12 protein-coding genes are annotated in these 18610 nt (G+C 44.2%); 6 read left to right on the top strand and 6 right to left on the bottom strand.

Going from position 1 to position 18610, the window contains the following annotated elements:
• The first annotated feature begins 33 nt into the window (after positions 1–33).
• The 4 genes from JF50_RS18960 to JF50_RS18975 are packed head-to-tail and all read left to right on the top strand — an operon-like array spanning position 34 to position 6808.
• Positions 34–1203, top strand: coding sequence for an efflux RND transporter periplasmic adaptor subunit (locus tag JF50_RS18960; RefSeq protein WP_039610899.1), 1170 nt, complete (start codon positions 34–36; stop codon positions 1201–1203).
• A 9-nt stretch (positions 1204–1212) separates the two neighbouring features.
• Positions 1213–4341, top strand: a complete 3129-nt coding sequence (locus tag JF50_RS18965; RefSeq protein WP_039610900.1) for an efflux RND transporter permease subunit — start codon at positions 1213–1215, stop codon at positions 4339–4341.
• Positions 4342–4343: 2 nt separating this feature from the next.
• Complete coding sequence (locus JF50_RS18970) at positions 4344–5762, top strand: TolC family protein (protein ID WP_039610901.1); 1419 nt, start codon at positions 4344–4346, stop codon at positions 5760–5762.
• 38 nt (positions 5763–5800) lie between these two features.
• Positions 5801–6808 carry a zinc-binding dehydrogenase gene (locus JF50_RS18975; protein ID WP_039610902.1) on the top strand — a complete coding sequence of 336 codons (1008 nt, stop codon included), beginning with the start codon at positions 5801–5803 and terminating at the stop codon, positions 6806–6808.
• A gap of 36 nt (positions 6809–6844) precedes the next feature.
• Here the strand turns inward: JF50_RS18975 and JF50_RS18980 are convergent, their stop codons facing one another.
• A complete protein-coding gene (locus JF50_RS18980; protein WP_327077604.1) occupies positions 6845–7219 on the bottom strand; it encodes an acyloxyacyl hydrolase in 375 nt (124 codons plus the stop codon).
• 387 nt (positions 7220–7606) lie between these two features.
• Between JF50_RS18980 and JF50_RS18985 the strand changes: the two genes are divergently transcribed.
• Both JF50_RS18985 and JF50_RS18990 read left to right on the top strand, forming a co-directional pair.
• On the top strand, positions 7607–8242 hold the full coding sequence (locus tag JF50_RS18985; protein WP_039610903.1) for an ABC transporter substrate-binding protein: 636 nt from the start codon (positions 7607–7609) through the stop codon (positions 8240–8242).
• 218 nt (positions 8243–8460) lie between these two features.
• Positions 8461–11268, top strand: a complete 2808-nt coding sequence (locus JF50_RS18990; protein ID WP_052262491.1) for a hypothetical protein — start codon at positions 8461–8463, stop codon at positions 11266–11268.
• 24 nt (positions 11269–11292) lie between these two features.
• On the opposite strand, the gene JF50_RS18995 is transcribed toward JF50_RS18990, so the two are convergent.
• The 5 genes from JF50_RS18995 to JF50_RS19015 all read right to left on the bottom strand — a co-directional run bounded on the left by JF50_RS18995 (position 11293) and on the right by JF50_RS19015 (position 18141).
• Complete coding sequence (locus JF50_RS18995; protein WP_080760299.1) at positions 11293–12201, bottom strand: formylglycine-generating enzyme family protein; 909 nt, start codon at positions 12199–12201, stop codon at positions 11293–11295.
• Positions 12202–12313: 112 nt separating this feature from the next.
• Positions 12314–13141, bottom strand: coding sequence for a formylglycine-generating enzyme family protein (locus JF50_RS19000; protein WP_080760300.1), 828 nt, complete (start codon positions 13139–13141; stop codon positions 12314–12316).
• A 183-nt stretch (positions 13142–13324) separates the two neighbouring features.
• Entirely contained in the window at positions 13325–14227 is a 903-nt protein-coding gene (locus tag JF50_RS19005; RefSeq protein WP_039610904.1) for a formylglycine-generating enzyme family protein, read from the bottom strand.
• Positions 14228–14339: 112 nt separating this feature from the next.
• On the bottom strand, positions 14340–15242 hold the full coding sequence (locus JF50_RS19010; RefSeq protein ID WP_080760301.1) for a formylglycine-generating enzyme family protein: 903 nt from the start codon (positions 15240–15242) through the stop codon (positions 14340–14342).
• A gap of 316 nt (positions 15243–15558) precedes the next feature.
• A complete protein-coding gene (locus JF50_RS19015) occupies positions 15559–18141 on the bottom strand; it encodes a M1 family metallopeptidase (protein ID WP_039610905.1) in 2583 nt (860 codons plus the stop codon).
• Positions 18142–18610: the final 469 nt, after the last annotated feature.

The raw sequence follows: 18610 nt of genomic DNA on the forward strand, positions 1-18610 counted from the left end.
ATGTCCGCATATTAATTTTCTGCGGAGCAACAAATGAAAAAGTTAGGTTTTACACTCAGTGCTGTGGCCCTTGCCCTTGTTTTAAGTGGATGTGGTCAATCCAATGCACAGCAAGGACAACAGCCGCCTCCTTTAACTATTGACGTAGCAAGCGTTGAGCTTGAACAAGTTCAATCTTGGCACACATTTACCACGCGTTTAGAAGCGCCTGAACGCGTTTTACTTAAACCGCGTGTATCCGGTCAAATAGAACGTATGGCATTCACCGAGGGTGAACGCGTCAACAAAGGTCAGTTATTATTTAGCCTTGACCCAAGACCTTTCCAAGCTCAGATTGATACTTTAAACGCTCAGTTAAAAAGTGCTGAGGCAAGCTTAGAGCAAGCGCGAGGTGAAGCCGCGCGTGCAAATCGTTTGGTTGCACAAAATGCTATTTCAACAGAAGAAGCAGAACAGCGTAGTGCAACCCTTCGCAGTGCGATTGCAAACAAAAATGCCATTGAGGCACGTCTGCAAAACGCGCAGTTAGATTTAGAGTTCAGCCAAGTATCCGCGCCTATCAGCGGCACTATTTCTCGTGCAGTCGTCACTACAGGTAACTATGTTAAAGCGGGTGAAACTGAGCTGACGACGATTGTTTCTGACGATGAAATTTACGCCTATTTTGATGTGGATGAGCGCACATGGAGCCGCCAATTTGCTGGTGTATCTGTACAAGATCAGATCACAGTACAGCTTCAGCGCTTGGGCGAGACCAAGCAAGTAGCAGGTAAACTTGATTTTATCGATAACGAAATTAATCCCAACACTGGCACATTGCGAGTGCGTGCAGTATTTGATGCACAGCAGCATCACTTAAAGCCGGGCGCATTTGCTCGCGTTTCAATCGGTGCGCAAAATGCACAGCAAATGGCCATTGTGCCTGAGCGTGCAATTGGTACAGATCTTAAAAACCGTTTTGTCCTGACCATCGATGAAAACAATGTCTTGCAGTACAGATTGGTTGAGCTTGGCGAGCGCTACGGTGCGTTTCGTGCCATTAAATCGGGCTTAGAAGAGGGCGATCGCATTGCTGTTAATGGTCCTGCGCGTGTCGGTCCAGGTATGCCAATTACCCCGAATTCTGTCAGTTTAGCCTTTGAAAATACTCAGTTTGTTTTAAAGCAGTCTGACTCTTCTTTATTACTCAGTGCGGCAAACTAAGAGAGCGTTATGAAATTTTCCCACTTTTTTATCAATAGGCCCATTTTTGCGGCCATGCTGTCGATGATTTTTATCATCACAGGTGCTATCTCATTGTTTCAACTGCCGGTCAGTGAATACCCAGAAGTTGTGCCGCCTACGGTTGTTGTTAACGCGACATACCCGGGTGCTAACCCAAAAGTCATTGCAGAGACTGTGGCAACGCCACTTGAGCAAGAGCTCAATGGTCTTGAGAATATGTTGTATCACGGCTCGCAAGCCACCAGTGATGGGCGTTTAACGTTGACTGTCACATTTGCGCTAGGTACTGACCTTGATCAAGCGCAGGTACAGGTGCAAAACCGTGTGAACAATGCATTACCGCGTTTGCCGCAAGAGGTACAGCGCTTAGGTGTTACAGCTCAAAAGTCATCACCCAACCTTGCATTGGTTGTGCACTTGGTATCACCCAATGGTGAGCAAGACACTGCTTACATGGCAAACTACGCTGACTTATACATCAAAGATGAGCTTAAACGCTTACCGGGTGTGGGTGATTTGCAGCTATTTGGTGGTGCAAAGTATTCAATGCGTGTTTGGCTAGACCCAGACGCTTTGGCTGCACGTAACTTAACGGCGTCAGATGTGGTCAATGCACTGCGTACGCAAAACCAACAAGTTGCAGCAGGTTCATTGGGTGCACAGCCAACACCTGAAGAAAACCAATTCCAAATTTTGTTAAATGTAAAAGGCCGTTTAGAGAGCATTGAAGAGTTTGAAAGTGTGATCATTAAAGTAGGCGACAATGGCGCACTGACTCGCTTAAAAGACATTGCTCGAGTTGAACTTGGACAAGAAAACTATGCACTGCGTGCAATGTTAGATAACCAGCCAGCCCTTGCAATGCCGATTTTCCAGCGTCCGGGCACTAACGCCATTGAACTGTCTGATGATGTGCGTGAAACCATGGCACGTCTTGAGAAAACATTCCCAGCGGGGATGACTTATGAAATCGCTTACGACCCAACTGTTTTTGTCCGCGGTTCAATTGACGCAGTTATCATGACCTTGATGGAAGCAATTCTATTGGTAGTTGTAGTGGTTGTGGTGTTCTTGCAAACATGGCGCGCCTCTATTATTCCATTGATTGCGGTGCCGGTATCGCTGATTGGTACGTTTGCTGTGATGCAAATGTTAGGTGTCTCAATAAATACCTTATCTTTATTTGGTCTAGTACTCGCAATCGGTATTGTTGTGGATGATGCCATCGTGGTTGTGGAAAACGTAGAGCGTAATATTGCAGATGGCCACAGTCCATACGAAGCCACTAAAATTGCCATGACGGAAGTGACTGGCCCAATTGTCGCGATTGCATTTGTACTGTGTGCGGTATTCATTCCAACGGCATTTATTACGGGCTTATCGGGTCAATTCTACAAGCAATTTGCGCTTACAATCACGATTTCGACGCTGATCTCAGCATTTAACTCACTGACGCTGTCACCTGCGCTATCCGCTATTTTGTTAAAATCGCACGATGCACCAAAAGACAGGTTAACACGCCTGCTTGATAAGCTATTTGGCGCATGGTTATTTGAGCCATTCAATCGCTTATTTGATAAAGGTGCAAAAGGCTACGAAGCGATCGTTAAAAAGCTAATCCGTATGAGTGTAGTTGTCGGTGTGGTTTATCTTACACTTGTTGGCTCAACCATTGGTTTGTTCCAGTCTGTACCGGGCGGCTTTATTCCGCAGCAGGACAAGCAATACCTGGTCGCCGTTGCGCAATTACCAGATGCAGCAAGCTTAGACCGCACTGAAGAAGTCATTAAACAGATGCAAGAAATTGCTCTACAAGTGCCGGGTGTTGCACACACGGTTGCATTCCCAGGTTTATCTGTAAACGGGTTTACCAATAGCACTAACAGCGGCATTGTGTTTACGCCACTGGATGACTTTGCAGACAGAAATGACCCAAGCTTGTCAGCGCAGGCAATTGCGATGCAGCTGAATATGCGCTTTGCAGCCATTGATGAGGCATTTGTTGCGGTATTCCCACCGCCGCCAATTTTAGGCTTGGGCACAACGGGTGGTTTTAAACTGCAAATTCAAGACAGAGGCAACCAAGGGTTTGAAGCATTGTTTGCAGCGCTACAATCGACCATAGGTGCGGCGCAGCAAGATCCAGCGCTGACCGGCCTTTACTCCAGCTTTAGAGTACAAGTGCCGCAAATGGACATTAATATCGACCGCGAGCAGGCACTTATTCAAGGTATTCCATTGCAGGAAGTATTTGATGCTTTACAAGTATATTTAGGCTCTGTTTATGTCAATGACTTCAACTTATTTGGCCGTACTTACCAAGTGAAAGCGCAAGCAGATGCTGAGTTTAGAGCGAAAAAAGAACAAATTAATAACCTCAAAGTGCGTAATGCCGCGGGCAACATGGTGCCATTAGGTTCAGTTGTTACCGTTGAGGCAACCACAGGCCCTGATCGTGTGATGCACTATAACGGTTATGTGACAGCAGAGCTAAACGGCAGCCCAGCGCCGGGTTACAGCTCAGATCAAGCACAGCAAGCCATTGAAAAAGTATTGGCAAACACTCTGCCGGAAGGCATGGCGTACGAGTGGACTGAAGTCACGTACCAGCAGATTTTGGCAGGTAATACCATGGTGTATGTATTCCCATTGGTTGTGGTTTTAGTCTTCATGGTACTTGCGGCGCAGTACGAGAGTTTGCGTTTACCACTGGCGATTATTTTAATCGTACCTATGACGATATTCTCGGCACTTGCTGGTGTGTATATGCTAGGTGGTGACAACAATATCTTTACGCAAATTGCCTTGATTGTATTAGTGGCACTGGCATCGAAAAACGCCATCTTGATGGTAGAGTTTGCCAGAGACAAGCACGTACAAGGCGCGACACATTTAGAGGCCATAATTGAAGCATGCCGACTAAGATTACGCCCAATTTTGATGACCTCAATCGCGTTTACCGCAGGTGTTATCCCGCTGGTATTGGCATCAGGCGCGGGTGCAGAAATGCGTCAAGCCATGGGTAACGCAGTATTTTTCGGCATGATAGGGGTAACCGTGTTTGGCTTACTATTTACACCTGTATTTTATCGTCTAGTAACGCCAAAGGAGCAGTAAACATGCGCATTATTAAACTGTCTATTTTAAGTTTGGCTGTTGCTGCAATAGTAGGATGTACAAGCACCTCCTACGAGCAAGATGTGGCTGCAAGTCAGCAGGCATTTAACTCACAAGTCGACGGCACAGCGGTACTCAACACAGTAGCGCGTTCGGATGAAGCCAATTGGTGGCAGCAACTTGAGGACACGCATTTAAATCAGCTGGTGGTGGATGTGATGTCTGCCAACCAAAACCTCAAAGCCTCTGCAGCGCGTTTGCGCGCTGCAATGGCGGGGTTAAGTGAAGCTCAGCGCGCTCGCCTACCACAAGGTAATATTAATCTTGCCGAGCAGCGCGGTACCACAGTACTTACTAATGGCATGCAAGGCCCAATTAATGAATCACTAAATAGTGGCGGTGCATTAACATGGGATGTGGATTTATCGGGTCGTATTGCCAAGTTGGCGGATGCAGCTACATCCGCAGCAGAGGCTCAGCAAGGCCAGTATCAAGCTCTGGCAGGAGAGCTAGTCACAACGACCATCCAGAGTTACCTGCAATGGCAGGCGCTCAAGCAAACTCAGACCTTGACTCAAGCGCAACTTACAGCACTTGAAGAGTCGATAGCCATCATTGAGATCCGTGTCAAAGAAGGCGTGGCAACAGAGCTGGAGCTTAACCGAACCAAGTCGCAATATTTTGAGCACAAGCAACGCTTACCGCACATTGCCACAGAGCTGGCTCGAGTAGAGCAGACATTGGCCGTGTTGAGCAACAAGTCGACTGATAAACTAGGTCTGCATGCATTAGAGCAAGCGCGTTATGAAGCGTTAGCGATTGCCATTAACGTAAACTCGGCATCGGATGCATTGCTGCAACGTGGTGATGTACAAAGTGCAATTGCCAAGCTTAAACAGCAAAGCTACCTGTCGCAAAGTGCAGAGCGAGCGCTATATCCAGACATTAGTTTTTCGGCATTTGCTGGGGTGCTCAACCCAACTGGGGTTAATTTTAATGATACCCAATCTAGCTGGCAGGTAGCCCCCACGTTGAGCTGGTCCTTGTTTAGTTACCCTCAGTTGTTGGCACAGATAGATAGACAAGCGGCGCTGAGCGAAGCGAGCTACTATGACTACCGCCAAACCTTAACCCATGTTTTGGCACAGGCAGAGTATTCATTACGTGTCTTGTCACAAGCTAAAGAGCAACTAAATTATGCACATGAGCAAGTGATTGCAGCCGAAAGTGCTTATCAGCAAGCAACCGCAGGATATAAAGAAGGGCAATTGGGTTATCTTGAGTTGTTGGATGCGCGTCAAGATGTTTTAATAGCGCAACAATCGCAAATGGCCATGAGAAATATGCTACTTAGCTCGTCGGTAAGTGTATATGGTGAACTAAACGGACAATGGTCTAAGGCTCTGGTTGCAAGTATTTAATACGTGCAACAGCGCCACTTTTGGAGATACAACATACTATGTCTATTGAACACACTAAGATGAAAGCCCTTGAATTACGTTCGCACGGACTTGACTTTGACTTAGTCATGAGTGAACACGCCATGCCTGAGCCTACAAGCAATGAATTGCTCGTGGCCATTGAATATGTCGCGCTCAATCACTTAGATGCAAAAATGGCAAGAGATGGGTTTAGCCAATGGGAATATCCGCATATTTTAGGGTTGGATGCCGTTGGTACAGTGATTCAAGCTGGTAAAGGGGTATTTCCAAAAGCGGGCACCCGAGTGTTGTTTAATGCTAACTTGGCACAAAAAGGCATGTTAAAAGAGTTTGCCGTGGTACCTAATCACGCAGTCTCTGAGTTGCCAGCCGATATTAGCCCTGAAGTGGCGGTGATCTTACCGAATGCTGGCATGGCTGCGTTACTCGCCATTGAGAAGTTAAAGTTGCAAGAGGGCGACTCTCTCGCCATCAATAGCGCACAGGGTGCCGTATCGCATTTCGCTATACAATACGCAAAGCAAAAGGGCGCACAAGTCTTTGCTTTTGCACAAAAAGAGCATCATAAACGACTGCGTAAGTTAGGGGCTGATTTTGCTTTTGATTGTGAGTCAGAAAACGTGTGCGACCAAATTAAGCGTGAGATTGGTCCTGAGGGGTTCGACTGCATTTTAAACACCTCTGGCGGTGACTCGTTTGTGACAGACTTAGAACATTTACGTTTTTGTGGCCGCATAGCCTGTTTGAACGGGTTTAGTGAAATTCCTCAAGAGCTGTTGTTTGAGAAGTCGCCAAACATTGGTGTCGTGTCAATTGGTGGTGCTTGGTTAGCAAATAACCTCTGTGCACAACAGCACTTATGCTTTATGGGGCAAAAGCTCCTAGCCGATGTGAAATCAGGTCAGATCAAAGTGCCTGACATAGAGCTCATTGAGTTTAGTGCGCAGGCCGTGAAAGATACTTTATCTTGCTTGCTCACCGCGTCGTGTCAAAAGCGGCCAGTGATTAAAATCGAACACGCATAAAAAAAGCCACAACCTAGGTTGTGGCTTTTTTTATCTTTAAAACTTGGATGAATAAGAAAGAGATAAAAAGTCCAATCCCGGGTTTGGGCTTTTAAAGCCGGCATTAGAATAATGAATATATCGCATCGCGATATTGGCCTCTCCCAATTTGTAAACGAGCCCTAACCGATCTTCAAATTGGTAATGGGTACTCACGTTTTTTCCTGCAAACTCAGTATCTTCAAGTAGTGCCAAGCCAATACCAAACTCGATAGACAAAGGTCTGTTATAGAGTGTCATGACCGGGTATCTGATCACCGGAGATACGGCTAAGACAAAGTTTTGATCGTACTTGCCGCTGTCACCGAAACGCCAAAAGTTGACGCTTGACTCAAAATACATATCAACATGATGCCAATTGCGGGCAGCCATGATTTTGTATGGTACTGATAAGCAAGCTTTACGCCCCGTACATCACCTTCTCCATGAATATAATGTATTCCGTAACCATGAGGCGAGCTAGCCAAGGCTGAGCCCGACACAACCAAAGATAAAAGTAGGCCTGATAAGTGTTTCATAACACGTGCTTCAATAGAGAATTTGCATCATTGTGCGCGTTATTTTTATGTCTAAATAGAAACTAAAAAGCAATTTATTGGTGTCGATTTGGCATCATTAATGTAAGTGTTTGGTTTTTCGATTAATTTTTAATTTGTGCATTATTGGCATCAATTAATTGCTGTTTTGTTGACTTATTTAACTATAAAGGAGGTGTACACTTACCTTAATCGCACCTTAACAACAAAAGAGAGCAACACAATGCGCACTTGGTTTTCGTCACTTGCCTTGATGGCAGTATTGGTAATCAGTTTAAGCTTACCTGCACACAGTCAGGATGATAATCAACCTGCGAGTCAGCTAGATGTATTAGCAAAAGATTTGAGCTTACAGTTTAAACAAGCCACTGAGCAACTGGCTCTGTTGCCTGCCAACGAGCGAGATGCGTTTGCCATGCGAGTCGTTAATGCACAGCTTGCGCCGCATTTAGATTTGGAGTTTTCTTCTTTAAAATTACTAGGTAAGCATGTTCGCGGTTTAGATAGACAACAAACGGCTGAGTTTACAAGGCTGATTGAGTCACAATTGGTAAATATGTATGCCCAAGTGCTGGTGGATTATAAAGGCGCTGATGTGTCATTGCAGTCTTTACAAACTAATCAAGGCCAAAAGTTTGCAGAGGCGGCCATTGATATAAATAAGCCCAATCGCGAACACTCGCAACTGATCTTTAAGTTTAAACAAGATACACAAGGTCAGTGGCGCGTATATGATGTGATCTCTCGCCATGTTTCGCAGTTAAGTGTTAAGCGTCAAAGCTTGGTATTAAAAATCAGTGAAATTGGTTTTGAGCAGTTAAATAATGAGCTAAGACAAGCGCAAGCAAATAATATTTAAAAAGATTGTTGCACCTTAAAGGTTAACAAACCTGCGCAACAAGGTGTGTAGGCCTTACGAATTAAGTAGTAGGGTAGCGTGGGTTTAAACAATTATTGCAAAGGGGCAAATTGTAGGTGTTTTTGCCCTCGTTGCCTCTCTATGAAAAGGTTTTTTTGTACTTTACACTGCCAAGCCATACAGGTTTTTTGGCAGCAAATTTACAAGGAAGCATTTTCATGACGTTGTTAAAACAACAGCACTTTTTGGGGCAAATCGAACAAGACAAACAACATTCCTCCCCCTTTTTACCAGCGCAAGACAACCCAGTATTGTGCGCCGAACCTTTGCCGCCAAACCCTTATTGTGAATTACCCATGCGGGGTGTACCCAGTGATATTTTAACTGGGCTTAAGCCACACTATTCAAACTACATACGTGTACCGGTAAGTTCAGCAAGATACTGGCATACCGGATATGATTTGCACGCAGATAAACAGTTGTATTGTGTTAACAAAAACAGCACACAGCGAATTAGTACCGCGTTACAAAGTCAATCAGCGGATACGTATGCGTTTATTAAAAAACCGCCCGTGAGCGTATCAACCCAAGCTGTAACATGTGCGCCGGCCAAGCCGACAAGCGCGATGTTTAAATCAGATGCAGCGGCGGTCGCTGCTGGCGCACTGCCAAAAGAGCACATTGAAAATCAGCCGAAAAATGCAGATACCATTGCCCCCTCGGTGATCATAAGTCAGCCAAAAGACGCGCAAACCTTGGTTTTAAAGCAAAGTGCGCAAACTAAAAAGCGTTTTGCGCACCATGTGATGCGACCCGGTGAAACCGTTGAAAGTGTGGTGGACCTGTACACAGGGACACTCGACACTGGCCGAGTATATGGCTTTAACTACCCACAAATTACCGCTAAAAAACCACCTAAACCCGGTGACACCATAAAAGTACATACTGGCTATGATGTACTTGTTAAAGGTCAGTTTTATAACAGTCATTCTGTTGAAGTTAGTTGGCAAGGGCCAACATCCGGAACTATGCACGCAGAGTTAGAACGCATTGATGGTGAGTATCAGCCTGATACGGGGTATGAGTACACGCTTGCTTTGCCGCTTATTGAAGGAAAGTACCAGCTTACCGCCAATGCGGATGGCGCAAGTCATCGCATTCAATTTTCGGTTGTTGAGTCAAATGAGCAGCAACAAATTGTAGATATTATTTATATCCCCGCGGATCATAGTTTTGTTGCCGTCACCCAGTCACTGGCGGATATTTTAGATGCGCAAAGAGCCGAGCTGAACCCCTTAATTGAAAACTTAAAGCAGTGTATCGCTGGGCAGAGTCAAGATGTTGTTGGTCAAGGACCAAGCGAAAGTTTGGTTAAAGCCAAAGATGAGCTCAATAGTGCATTAAAGCCTTTAGTGAGCGGGCCAAGCGCAAATAGCATCACAGAAGTGATAGGTTATAAAGGTAATAAATATACCTATGTACGCAGTGATAAAGTCGCGAACCACACTCGCAAATATAAAATTAAAACCGATATTCGCGATGGCCGACGTTTTAGCAATGACAAAGGAGAGCTTGATAAAAGTAAACTCGCTCAAGCCCTAAAGAATGACTTAAGTAAGTTAAAGACCAGTTTTAAGTTTGATCACAAGCTACTCGATGACTACACCGCAGTGTGGGGCGATTGGGCTAAAGAGTTAAACAAAAACCTCAGTATAAAAGGGTTTGAAAAAAGCGATTACTTTGATGCGAGCGCAGAAGCAAGGTTGATGCGCTATACACATGGTGCCAGTATTGCCGCAGCATTTAATCCCAAAGATGGCGTTTTTGCTTTGCAAGGCGATTTTAAATCAGACTTTGCCGTGGGGGAGGCAAAAGCGGAGCTCAGTGGCTATTTACCCAGTAAGCGCGGATATGAAATGACATTTATGATGCCGCTCAAAAACTCCACCCAAGAGCGCGAAATTAATTTGGGGGCGATGAGGCTAGGTGCAACCGTATCCGTGTTTGGCTATGCTGGGGCAAAATTACAAGCATCAGTGAATTTGGGCTGCTCGCTCAAGCAAGGAAAAATGATGGTGAACGGTTTAAGTGAGCAGGAGAAAAAGCAAATGCGTAAAGCTGACCGCATGTTTGAGCCAGTCAAAGGCGGTGCAGAAGCTTTTGTTGGTGTATCCGGCGGGTGTGAATTGGCAGGCGCCTTACAGTGGGACAATCCAGAAAAGAAAAAGCGTCCAGCATTTTGTGATCTTGCAAAGATAGGTGGCAAAGCGCAAGGCTCTTTAGGCGCAGGCGCCCAATGGGGCTTTTATATTGGCTATGAAGATGGCAAGTTTAAGATTAAAGCAAAAGCAAGTCTCGTATGGGGCGTTGGCGCAGGTGGAGAGCTTGTCTGTGAAGTAGGCGTGGATGAGCTGCTAACATTAGTACAATTTGTATATCACCAGCTGAAAAATGAAGATTATGATTATTTGACCTTTATACAGCCCTTGGCGTTTAAGGTGTTGTACAAGGCGGTTATGCTGCAGATTTATACTGGAAAAAATACAATAGAGTTTATGTATGGTTCGGGTAAAGACATTGATATGGTCTTACGTAAAAAAATCACTCAAAACCTTCAGAGTAAAAGGCTCGCTGATCAAATAATTTCTCAACCTGAATTGCTAAAATATACAGCCCCTGAGGCAAAAGGCGGATTGTTGAGTGCTTTGGCAAGTACCAACTTTACTAACTACTTGGACACGGACTCGTATAGTTGGACTGGGTTTAACGAACAGAGAGAAAATGCCATCTTGGTTATATTAAAGCATATATTGTGCAGGCATGAACTAGACGAGGTACTGCAGCATATGGGGGAAGGGGGGACAAATTGTTCGAAGCAAGAGGGGCTAGACCAACTGAATAGTATTTTAGATTTCTCCCAACAGAATCAGTTTGATGCATGGCAGCGCCAGCTGCCACTCAGTGCAAAAGCTGGCTCCGTTGAGACCGCCATGTTGCATATAGAGCCATTTAGCGCGACAGCATAATCATTTGAAAGGTGTGCTGATTATTCAAAGCGGTAGTGATTTATTCAGAGCACACCTAAACCCTGTGACGCGATAGGCAATATCTAGCTTTTCAGTCTCTTGACGTGTGTATACATTACTCCCATTTGGTGATTCAATAAACATGCCGCCCCGCATAACTTTTTGACTGCCAGTGCTAGGCCCTTTTGGATTGTGTTCGGGAGAGTTTTGATAGTAGTCCTCTGCCCACCAGTCATTAACCCACTCGATCATATTGCCACTTAAATCATAGAAGCCTAGCGGGTTCGGTGGGTACGTCCCGCTGATTGTAGAGCTTTCATCGCTAACCGAAGGTGAAAAGTTAACACCAAGGTCTAGTAATCCTGTATCAGTGGCAAAAGGCATATTCTCCCCTCGGTTACGTGCAGCAAACTCCCACTGTGCTTCAGTGGGTAAATCAAAGGGTAAATTTGTAAGCTTAGCCAACCACAAGCAGTAGTTCTTTGCGCCATACCAGCTCACGCCTGCCGGGTATTCGGGGCCTCGCCAGATTTCTTTTCTATCCCATTCGTCCCATACTGCTTTTGGTAGATTATGCACCGCAGTGTATAAATCAAAGTCCCCATAACTGACTTCGTATGCGCCCATCGAGTAGCTGGTTAATGTGACCTTGTGAGCGGGCTTGTTATCAGTCGCGATGGTCCAAGGCAAATCGTCGGGTCCACCGCCATCTCCCATCATGAAGCTGCCGCCTTCAACAAAAATCATTTGGGCTTTGGTGCGCGCAATCAAGGCTTGAACTTGTTTGTCTTGTTCTCCCGTGATTTTGTCGATGCGCTGGCCAAGGTCTTCACAGCCACCCAGTAACATGCTGGCCAGAGGAACGAGTATGAGTTGTTTAGTCCGATAGGGCAGTAAACCTGAAGCGGTTTTTTCAAAGCCGTTTTTAATCATTAATTACTTATCCTTAGTATGATTAATTTATGCGCTAGCATATCAGGGACAGGGTAAAGGAGAAAGTGAATCGTTATAAAGTATGAGGTTTAAAGGTTTAATCGTTTTTAAGTTAAAGAGGTTGCGATTGATTTAGGGCGCACCTAAAACCAAGATCTCTGTAACTTAAATTAAGCTCCGCAGCTTTTTGTCTTGAATAGACATTATTTCCGCGGGGGGACTCCATAAATGTTCCGCCTCGCATGATTTTTTGATTACCAATGCTTGGCCCTTTGGGGTTATGTTCGGGAGAGTGTTGGTAATAATCTTCAGCCCACCAATCGTTAACCCACTCAATCATATTGCCACTTAAGTCATAAAAGCCAAGTGGGTTGGGTGGGTATGTACCGCTAATGGCAGAGCTTTTTGAGCTGATTGAAGGTGCAAAATTTACACCGAGCTCTAACAGCCCGTTATTGGTGGCAAAAAACAAGTTCTCGCCTCGATTACGTGCAGCAAATTCCCACTGTGCTTCAGTGGGTAAATCAAATGGTAAATTTGTAAGCTTAGCTAACCAAAGGCAGTAGTTCTTTGCGCCATACCAGTTTACCCCAGCTGGATATTCTGGCGCGCGCCAAATAGCCTCTCGTTTCCACTTTTTATCCCACATGGTTTTAGGTAAATCATTCACCGCCGTGTATAAATCAAAGTCCCCATAATTGACTTCATAAGCACCCATAGAGTAACTACTTAATGTGACCTTGTGAGCAGGCTTGTTATCAGTAAATCGGGTCCATGGCAATCCATCGGGTGCGCCGCCATCTCCCATCATGAAGCTGCCGCCTTCAACAAAAATCATTTGGGCTTTGGTGCGCGCAATCAAGGCTTGAACTTGTTTGTCTTGTTCTCCCGTGATTTTGTCGATGCGCTGTCCAAGGTCTTCACAGCCACCCAGTAACATGCTGGCCAGAGGAACGAAGTACGATAGGGCTGTAAATTAAAAGCGGTTTTGTCGAAGACTTTTTTAATCATTAATTACTTATCCTTAGTATGATTAATTTATGCGCTAGCATATCAGGGACAGGGTATAGGAGAAAGTGAATCGTTATAAAGTATGAGGTTTAAAGGTTTAGTCGTTTTTAAATTAAAGAGGTTGTGATTGATGTAAGGCACATCTAAACCCAGTTGCGCGATATGCAATATCGAGCTCATCAGACTCTTGTCGAATATATACATTACTTGCTCCGGGGGATTCTAAAAACATCCCACCACGCATGACTTTTTTCTCGCCTGTGCTTGGTCCTTTGGGGTTATGTTCAGGAGAGTTTTGGTAATAATCCTCTTCCCACCAATCATTTACCCATTCATTTAGGTTTCCGCTTAAATCATAAAAGCCAAGCGGGCTAGCAGGGTAAGTACCTGAAGGCTCAGGGTCGTCGGTATTCAATTCGTAATTTCGACCTTCATTAATCTCTCCATTATCCGTTGCAAAAAACAGGTTTTCGCCTCGGTTGCGAGCGGCAAACTCCCACTGTGCTTCAGTCGGTAAATCAAAGGGTAAATTTGTAAGCTTAGCTAACCACAGACAGTAGTTCTTTGCGCCATACCAGCTCACGCCCGCTGGATATTCGGGCCCTCGCCAAAATTCATCCCGCTCCCATTCTTCCCAGACTGTTTTAGGGAGGTTATGTACCGCAGTGTATAAATCAAAGTCCCCATAACTGACTTCATAAGCACCCATCGAGTAGCTGGTTAATGTGACCTTGTGTGCAGGTTTGTTATCAGTCGCGATGGTCCAAGGCAAATCGTCGGGCCCACCGCCATCTCCCATCATGAAGCTGCCGCCCTCAACAAAAATCATTTGTGCTTTGGTGCGCGCAATCAAAGCTTGAACTTGTTTGTCTTGCTCTCCCGTGATTTTGTCTATGCGCTGAGCAATCTCATCACAGCCACTGAGCAATATGCTCGCCAGAGGAACGAGTATGAGTTGTTTAGTCCGATAGGGCAGTAAATCTGAAGCGGTTTTGTCGAAGACTTTTTTAATCATTAATTACCTATCCTTAGTATGATTAATTTGTGCGCTAGCATATCAGGGACAGGGTAAAGGAGAAAGTGAATCGTTATAAAGTATTAGGTTTAAAAGCTTACTTGTTTTTAAATTAAAGAGGTTGCGATTGATTCAAGGCACATCTAAACCCAGTTGCGCGATATGCAATATCGAGCTCATCAGACTCTTGTCGAATATATACATTACTTGCTCCGGGGGATTCTAAAAACATCCCACCACGCATGACTTTTTTCTCGCCTGTGCTTGGTCCTCTGGGGTTATGTTCAGGAGAGTTTTGGTAATAATCCTCTTCCCACCAATCATTTACCCATTCATTGAGGTTTCCGCTTAAATCATAAAAGCCAAGCGGGCTAGCAGGGTAAGTACCTGAAGGCTCAGGGTCGTCGGTATTCAATTCGTAATTTCGACCTTCATTAATCTCTCCATTATCCGTTGCAAAAAATAGGTTTTCACCTCGATTACGTGCGGCAAATTCCCACTGTGCTTCAGTGGGTAAATCAAAGGGTAAATTTGTAAGCTTAGCTAACCACAGACAGTAGTTTTTTGCGCCATACCAGCTCACGCCCGCTGGATATTCGGGCCCTCGCCAAATTTCGTTTTTGTCCCATTCGTCCCAGACTGTTTTTGGGAGATTATGTACCGCAGTGTATAAATCAAAGTCCCCATAACTGACTTCATAAGCACCCATAGAGTAGCTGGTTAATGTGACCTTGTGAGCAGGCTTGTTATCAGTAAATCGGGTCCATGGCAATCCATCGGGCGCGCCGCCATCTCCCATCATGAAGCTGCCGCCTTCAACAAAAATCATTTGTGCTTTGGTACGCGCAATCAAGGCTTGAACTTGTTTGTCTTGCTCCCCCGTGATTTTGTCGATGCGCTGGCCAAGGTCTTCACAGCCACTCAGCAATATGCTTGCGAAAGGTACGAGTATGAGTTGTTTAGTCCGATAAGGTTGTAAATTAGAAGCGGTTTTGTCGAAGATTTTTTTAATCATTAATTACTTATCCTTAGTATGATTAATTTATGCGCTAGCATATCAGGGGCAGGGTAAAGGAGAAAGTGAATCGTTATAAAGTATGAGGTTCAGGCGTGAGGTTTTATTGGGGGGGTGTATAGGGAGGTAATTTTAAATGCTCAATATCGTGATTTTTCCATCTGTTCAGTGTTTTTATCTTTGGCCAAGTTATAAGGCTTAACCCAAAAGAGATTTGTTTCTCGAGTCTGACGCTGTTGTAACTCCCCCACAAAGTAACATGCTGTATCAGCAGAATTGAGTAATAGGGTAAGTTCCCTATTACTCAACATGATGTTTATAGTTGTTTTAAGAACCGCTCAGCAGAGGCGAGTTCTCTTTTTTGTAAAGATACGCAAGAGTTTAATCTCAGCTCTGCTGTGGGTAAGCTTTTGCCAATCCCTGGGAATGCCTCTACTTTCGATTCATAGAATGACTTAATATCGTTAAAACCTTTCATTTGGCATTTTGGCGTTGAAATATAAGGGAGATAAGCAACCACATATGGCGGAACTCGTTGTGTAATTTGCTCAAAGTTTTCAAAAATCCACTGGTTCATTTTTGCTTTTCGTTCTGGTCGATAACTTAACCCTAGCAGTACTGAAGGCGTATCTGATACTGTTAATTTATCAGTTAACAAGTAGCTTTGTACTTGGGACTGAAGATCCTTTTGATTAAAGTAACCAAGAGCAGATAATAATTTAACACGGACACTGGGCACGGCTGTCTGTTCAATGGTTGATTTAAATTGGTTGAGTAGTGCCTGATCGCCAAAGTAAGCCGCTATTTCAAGGTACGTGTTGGTTAGATAAGGGTCTACTTTACTGGGGTCTTTAAAGAACTGCGTTGTTTGCTTTTGTGCTTCAGCGATGATGTTTGGGTCTTGTACTTCAAAAGCAGCCAGTTTGAATACTATCGCTCTTAACTCGGAAACGGTGTCAGCTTCTCCAGTTTGTCTTTCGAAGCCATATCGTTCGATGACATCAGATACTTTTTGAGAAACTAAAGCTTGCCACTGAGATTGATTTTTCTCTGTCTCAAAGGTACGCATATTACTGACGATCCCTTTTAATGCATTGGCAGCAACTTTTGGATGGGGATCATTAGTGAATGTGTTTAGAGACGCGAGCAGGGTGTAGGCATTCACTTTCTCTGCATCCATCAGTTGCTTGGCTGTTTCTATCAAAGAGAGCTTTTCACGTGTGTTTAAAGCTTTATCTGCCTGTGCCAGCACCGCTTGATATTGTGCTTCTGGCATGGACCATAAGTAGTAGCCAATGGCGTTGTCATTAGGGTAAACCCAGGTAGGCTCAAAATCGAGAGTAACTGATTGAGTTTGCTGAGTTAACAGTATCCTTTTAGTGGCAACATTCCCTTTGTTATCTCCGTACTTGATAGAGACGGGCACTTTCCAAAGTTGCGCTTTGGCTTGTTGACCTTTAGGTAAAAACCGAGTCTGACTCAAAGTGAGTGTTTTACCTGACTGAGTAAAATCGATTAAGGGAAAGGAAGATTGTGAGACAAAAGAATCTAAAACCCCCGGTACATCTTTTTTAGAAACTGCCTCAAGTTCAGACCATAAATCTTTTGCTTCTGCATTTTTATAGGCATATTTTTTGATGTAATTTCGCATACCCTGCTGGAATACTTTATGGCCTATCCATTCTTCCACCATGGTTAGCACAGCACTGCCTTTAGAGTAAGCAAGGCCGAGTCCATCCATAATATCATCTGAACTGTTTATGGGCTTACGAATCGGTTTTGTAGTGACCAAGGCATCTCTCAACATGGCGCTGTGTTGTGGCAACAATAAATCTCGTTCTAGCTCAGGGTATAATTTGGTGACCATTTTTCCACCAATCCAAGTGGCGAATGCTTCGTTTAGCCACATGTCATTCCACCACTTCAAGGTTACTAAGTTACCGTACCATTGATGCGCGAGTTCATGCGCAATGACGTATAGGTGTGTATCGAACTCACTACGAGGTTGAGTAAGGGGATCAATAAGTAGAATTTCTTCGCGGTAGGTAATTAATCCTGCATTTTCCATCGCACCATAAGGAAACTCTGGTAGAGCGACTTGATCTAGCTTTTTGTAAGCATAAGGAATATCAAAGTATTGCTCTAGTGCTTGAAGGATTTTGGGTGTTTCTTTAACAGCAGAGTGAGCTATACCTATTTTTCCATGCGGCGTCACAATATTGCCCGGCACTGACATTTTTTCAACGGGCACTTCTTCAAAAGGCCCCACAGCCAGTGCGACTAGATAAGATGACAGAGGGGGCGTTTTGTCAAAGTAGTGCGTTGTTTTCCCATCCCTTGAACGGGTCTTAATAACGGGGGTATTCGCATAAACTTTTTGCGATGATGGCGCGGTAATGGTGAGCTGAAAAGGAATTTTGAATTCTGGCTCATCAAACACAGGGAAGGCGCGCCTTGCGTCACTCATTTGAAATTGTGTAAAGAGGTATGGTACGCCTCTATCTATTGATTTATAAAGGCCAACGCTTTGACGATTATAAGGCGCATCGAACGCAATTTTTAGGGTGTATTCCCCTTTTGGGATAAGTGTCTCACAAGCGAGCTTCACTTTACCCGTCTTTAACATCGTTTCTTTGAGGTCGCACTGCTTATCACCGAGTAGTTTGGCAAATTCAATTGCGTAATCGAGCCCATTTAATTCAATAAATTTCGTGTCTTCTAAGACTTGAATATCAATGACGGTCTGTCCAGAAAAACGCTCTTTAGCAGGGTCTACATCCAAACTAACATGTTGTTGTATTGGCTTGGCAACCTTGGCTAAGCGGTAGTCGTCGCTCATATTGGCTGAAGCAGTAAAAGAAAGAAAAATAGCCGTAGATAAGAGAGTGGGTTTAAACATTAATTGTCCTTTTTTGTTGTTATGCCCAATTATCTACACAAGCGGGACAAAGTTAAAAGTCAATTCTTTCGTTAAGATTTAAAGTAGAGTTATATTTTAAACTGGAATTATTTTTAAGTTATTGTTTTATATTGACTATGTTTGGCTTTGGGAATAGCAGGAAGTGCAGGTGGAAATTCAGTTATTATGTAACAGGGTTTTTCGAAGTATGTGTACTCGTGTGCACTTTGATTTGCACCAATAGTCTGTCATCGACTGAGCTGGGTTAATGCCCCAAAAAAGTGTCTATCCATTTTACTTTTCGTCTACTTTGTTTTGTTAATCTGCTCTCATTTATTTATTAGAGTAAATAATTAATTACTCCCCCAGGTGTGATTAATTTATGCGCTTTCATAGTGGGTATGAGTGAGATGGAAAGTGACTTGTGATAAAGAATGGGCTTTTGCATTTTGAGGTGGGTTTAGACACA

It is taken from the genome of Pseudoalteromonas luteoviolacea, assembly GCF_000814765.1.
GTDB classification, from domain to species: Bacteria; Pseudomonadota; Gammaproteobacteria; order Enterobacterales; family Alteromonadaceae; genus Pseudoalteromonas; species Pseudoalteromonas luteoviolacea_H.

Coding starts and splice junctions, on each gene's coding strand:
- JF50_RS18960 (WP_039610899.1), top strand. CDS start 34: ATGAAAAAGTTAGGTTTTACACTCAGTGCTGTGGCCCTTGCCCTTGTT.
- JF50_RS18965 (WP_039610900.1), top strand. CDS start 1,213: ATGAAATTTTCCCACTTTTTTATCAATAGGCCCATTTTTGCGGCCATG.
- JF50_RS18970 (WP_039610901.1), top strand. CDS start 4,344: ATGCGCATTATTAAACTGTCTATTTTAAGTTTGGCTGTTGCTGCAATA.
- JF50_RS18975 (WP_039610902.1), top strand. CDS start 5,801: ATGTCTATTGAACACACTAAGATGAAAGCCCTTGAATTACGTTCGCAC.
- JF50_RS18980 (WP_327077604.1), bottom strand. CDS start 7,219: ATGGCTGCCCGCAATTGGCATCATGTTGATATGTATTTTGAGTCAAGC.
- JF50_RS18985 (WP_039610903.1), top strand. CDS start 7,607: ATGCGCACTTGGTTTTCGTCACTTGCCTTGATGGCAGTATTGGTAATC.
- JF50_RS18990 (WP_052262491.1), top strand. CDS start 8,461: ATGACGTTGTTAAAACAACAGCACTTTTTGGGGCAAATCGAACAAGAC.
- JF50_RS18995 (WP_080760299.1), bottom strand. CDS start 12,201: ATGATTAAAAACGGCTTTGAAAAAACCGCTTCAGGTTTACTGCCCTAT.
- JF50_RS19000 (WP_080760300.1), bottom strand. CDS start 13,141: ATGTTACTGGGTGGCTGTGAAGACCTTGGACAGCGCATCGACAAAATC.
- JF50_RS19005 (WP_039610904.1), bottom strand. CDS start 14,227: ATGATTAAAAAAGTCTTCGACAAAACCGCTTCAGATTTACTGCCCTAT.
- JF50_RS19010 (WP_080760301.1), bottom strand. CDS start 15,242: ATGATTAAAAAAATCTTCGACAAAACCGCTTCTAATTTACAACCTTAT.
- JF50_RS19015 (WP_039610905.1), bottom strand. CDS start 18,141: ATGTTTAAACCCACTCTCTTATCTACGGCTATTTTTCTTTCTTTTACT.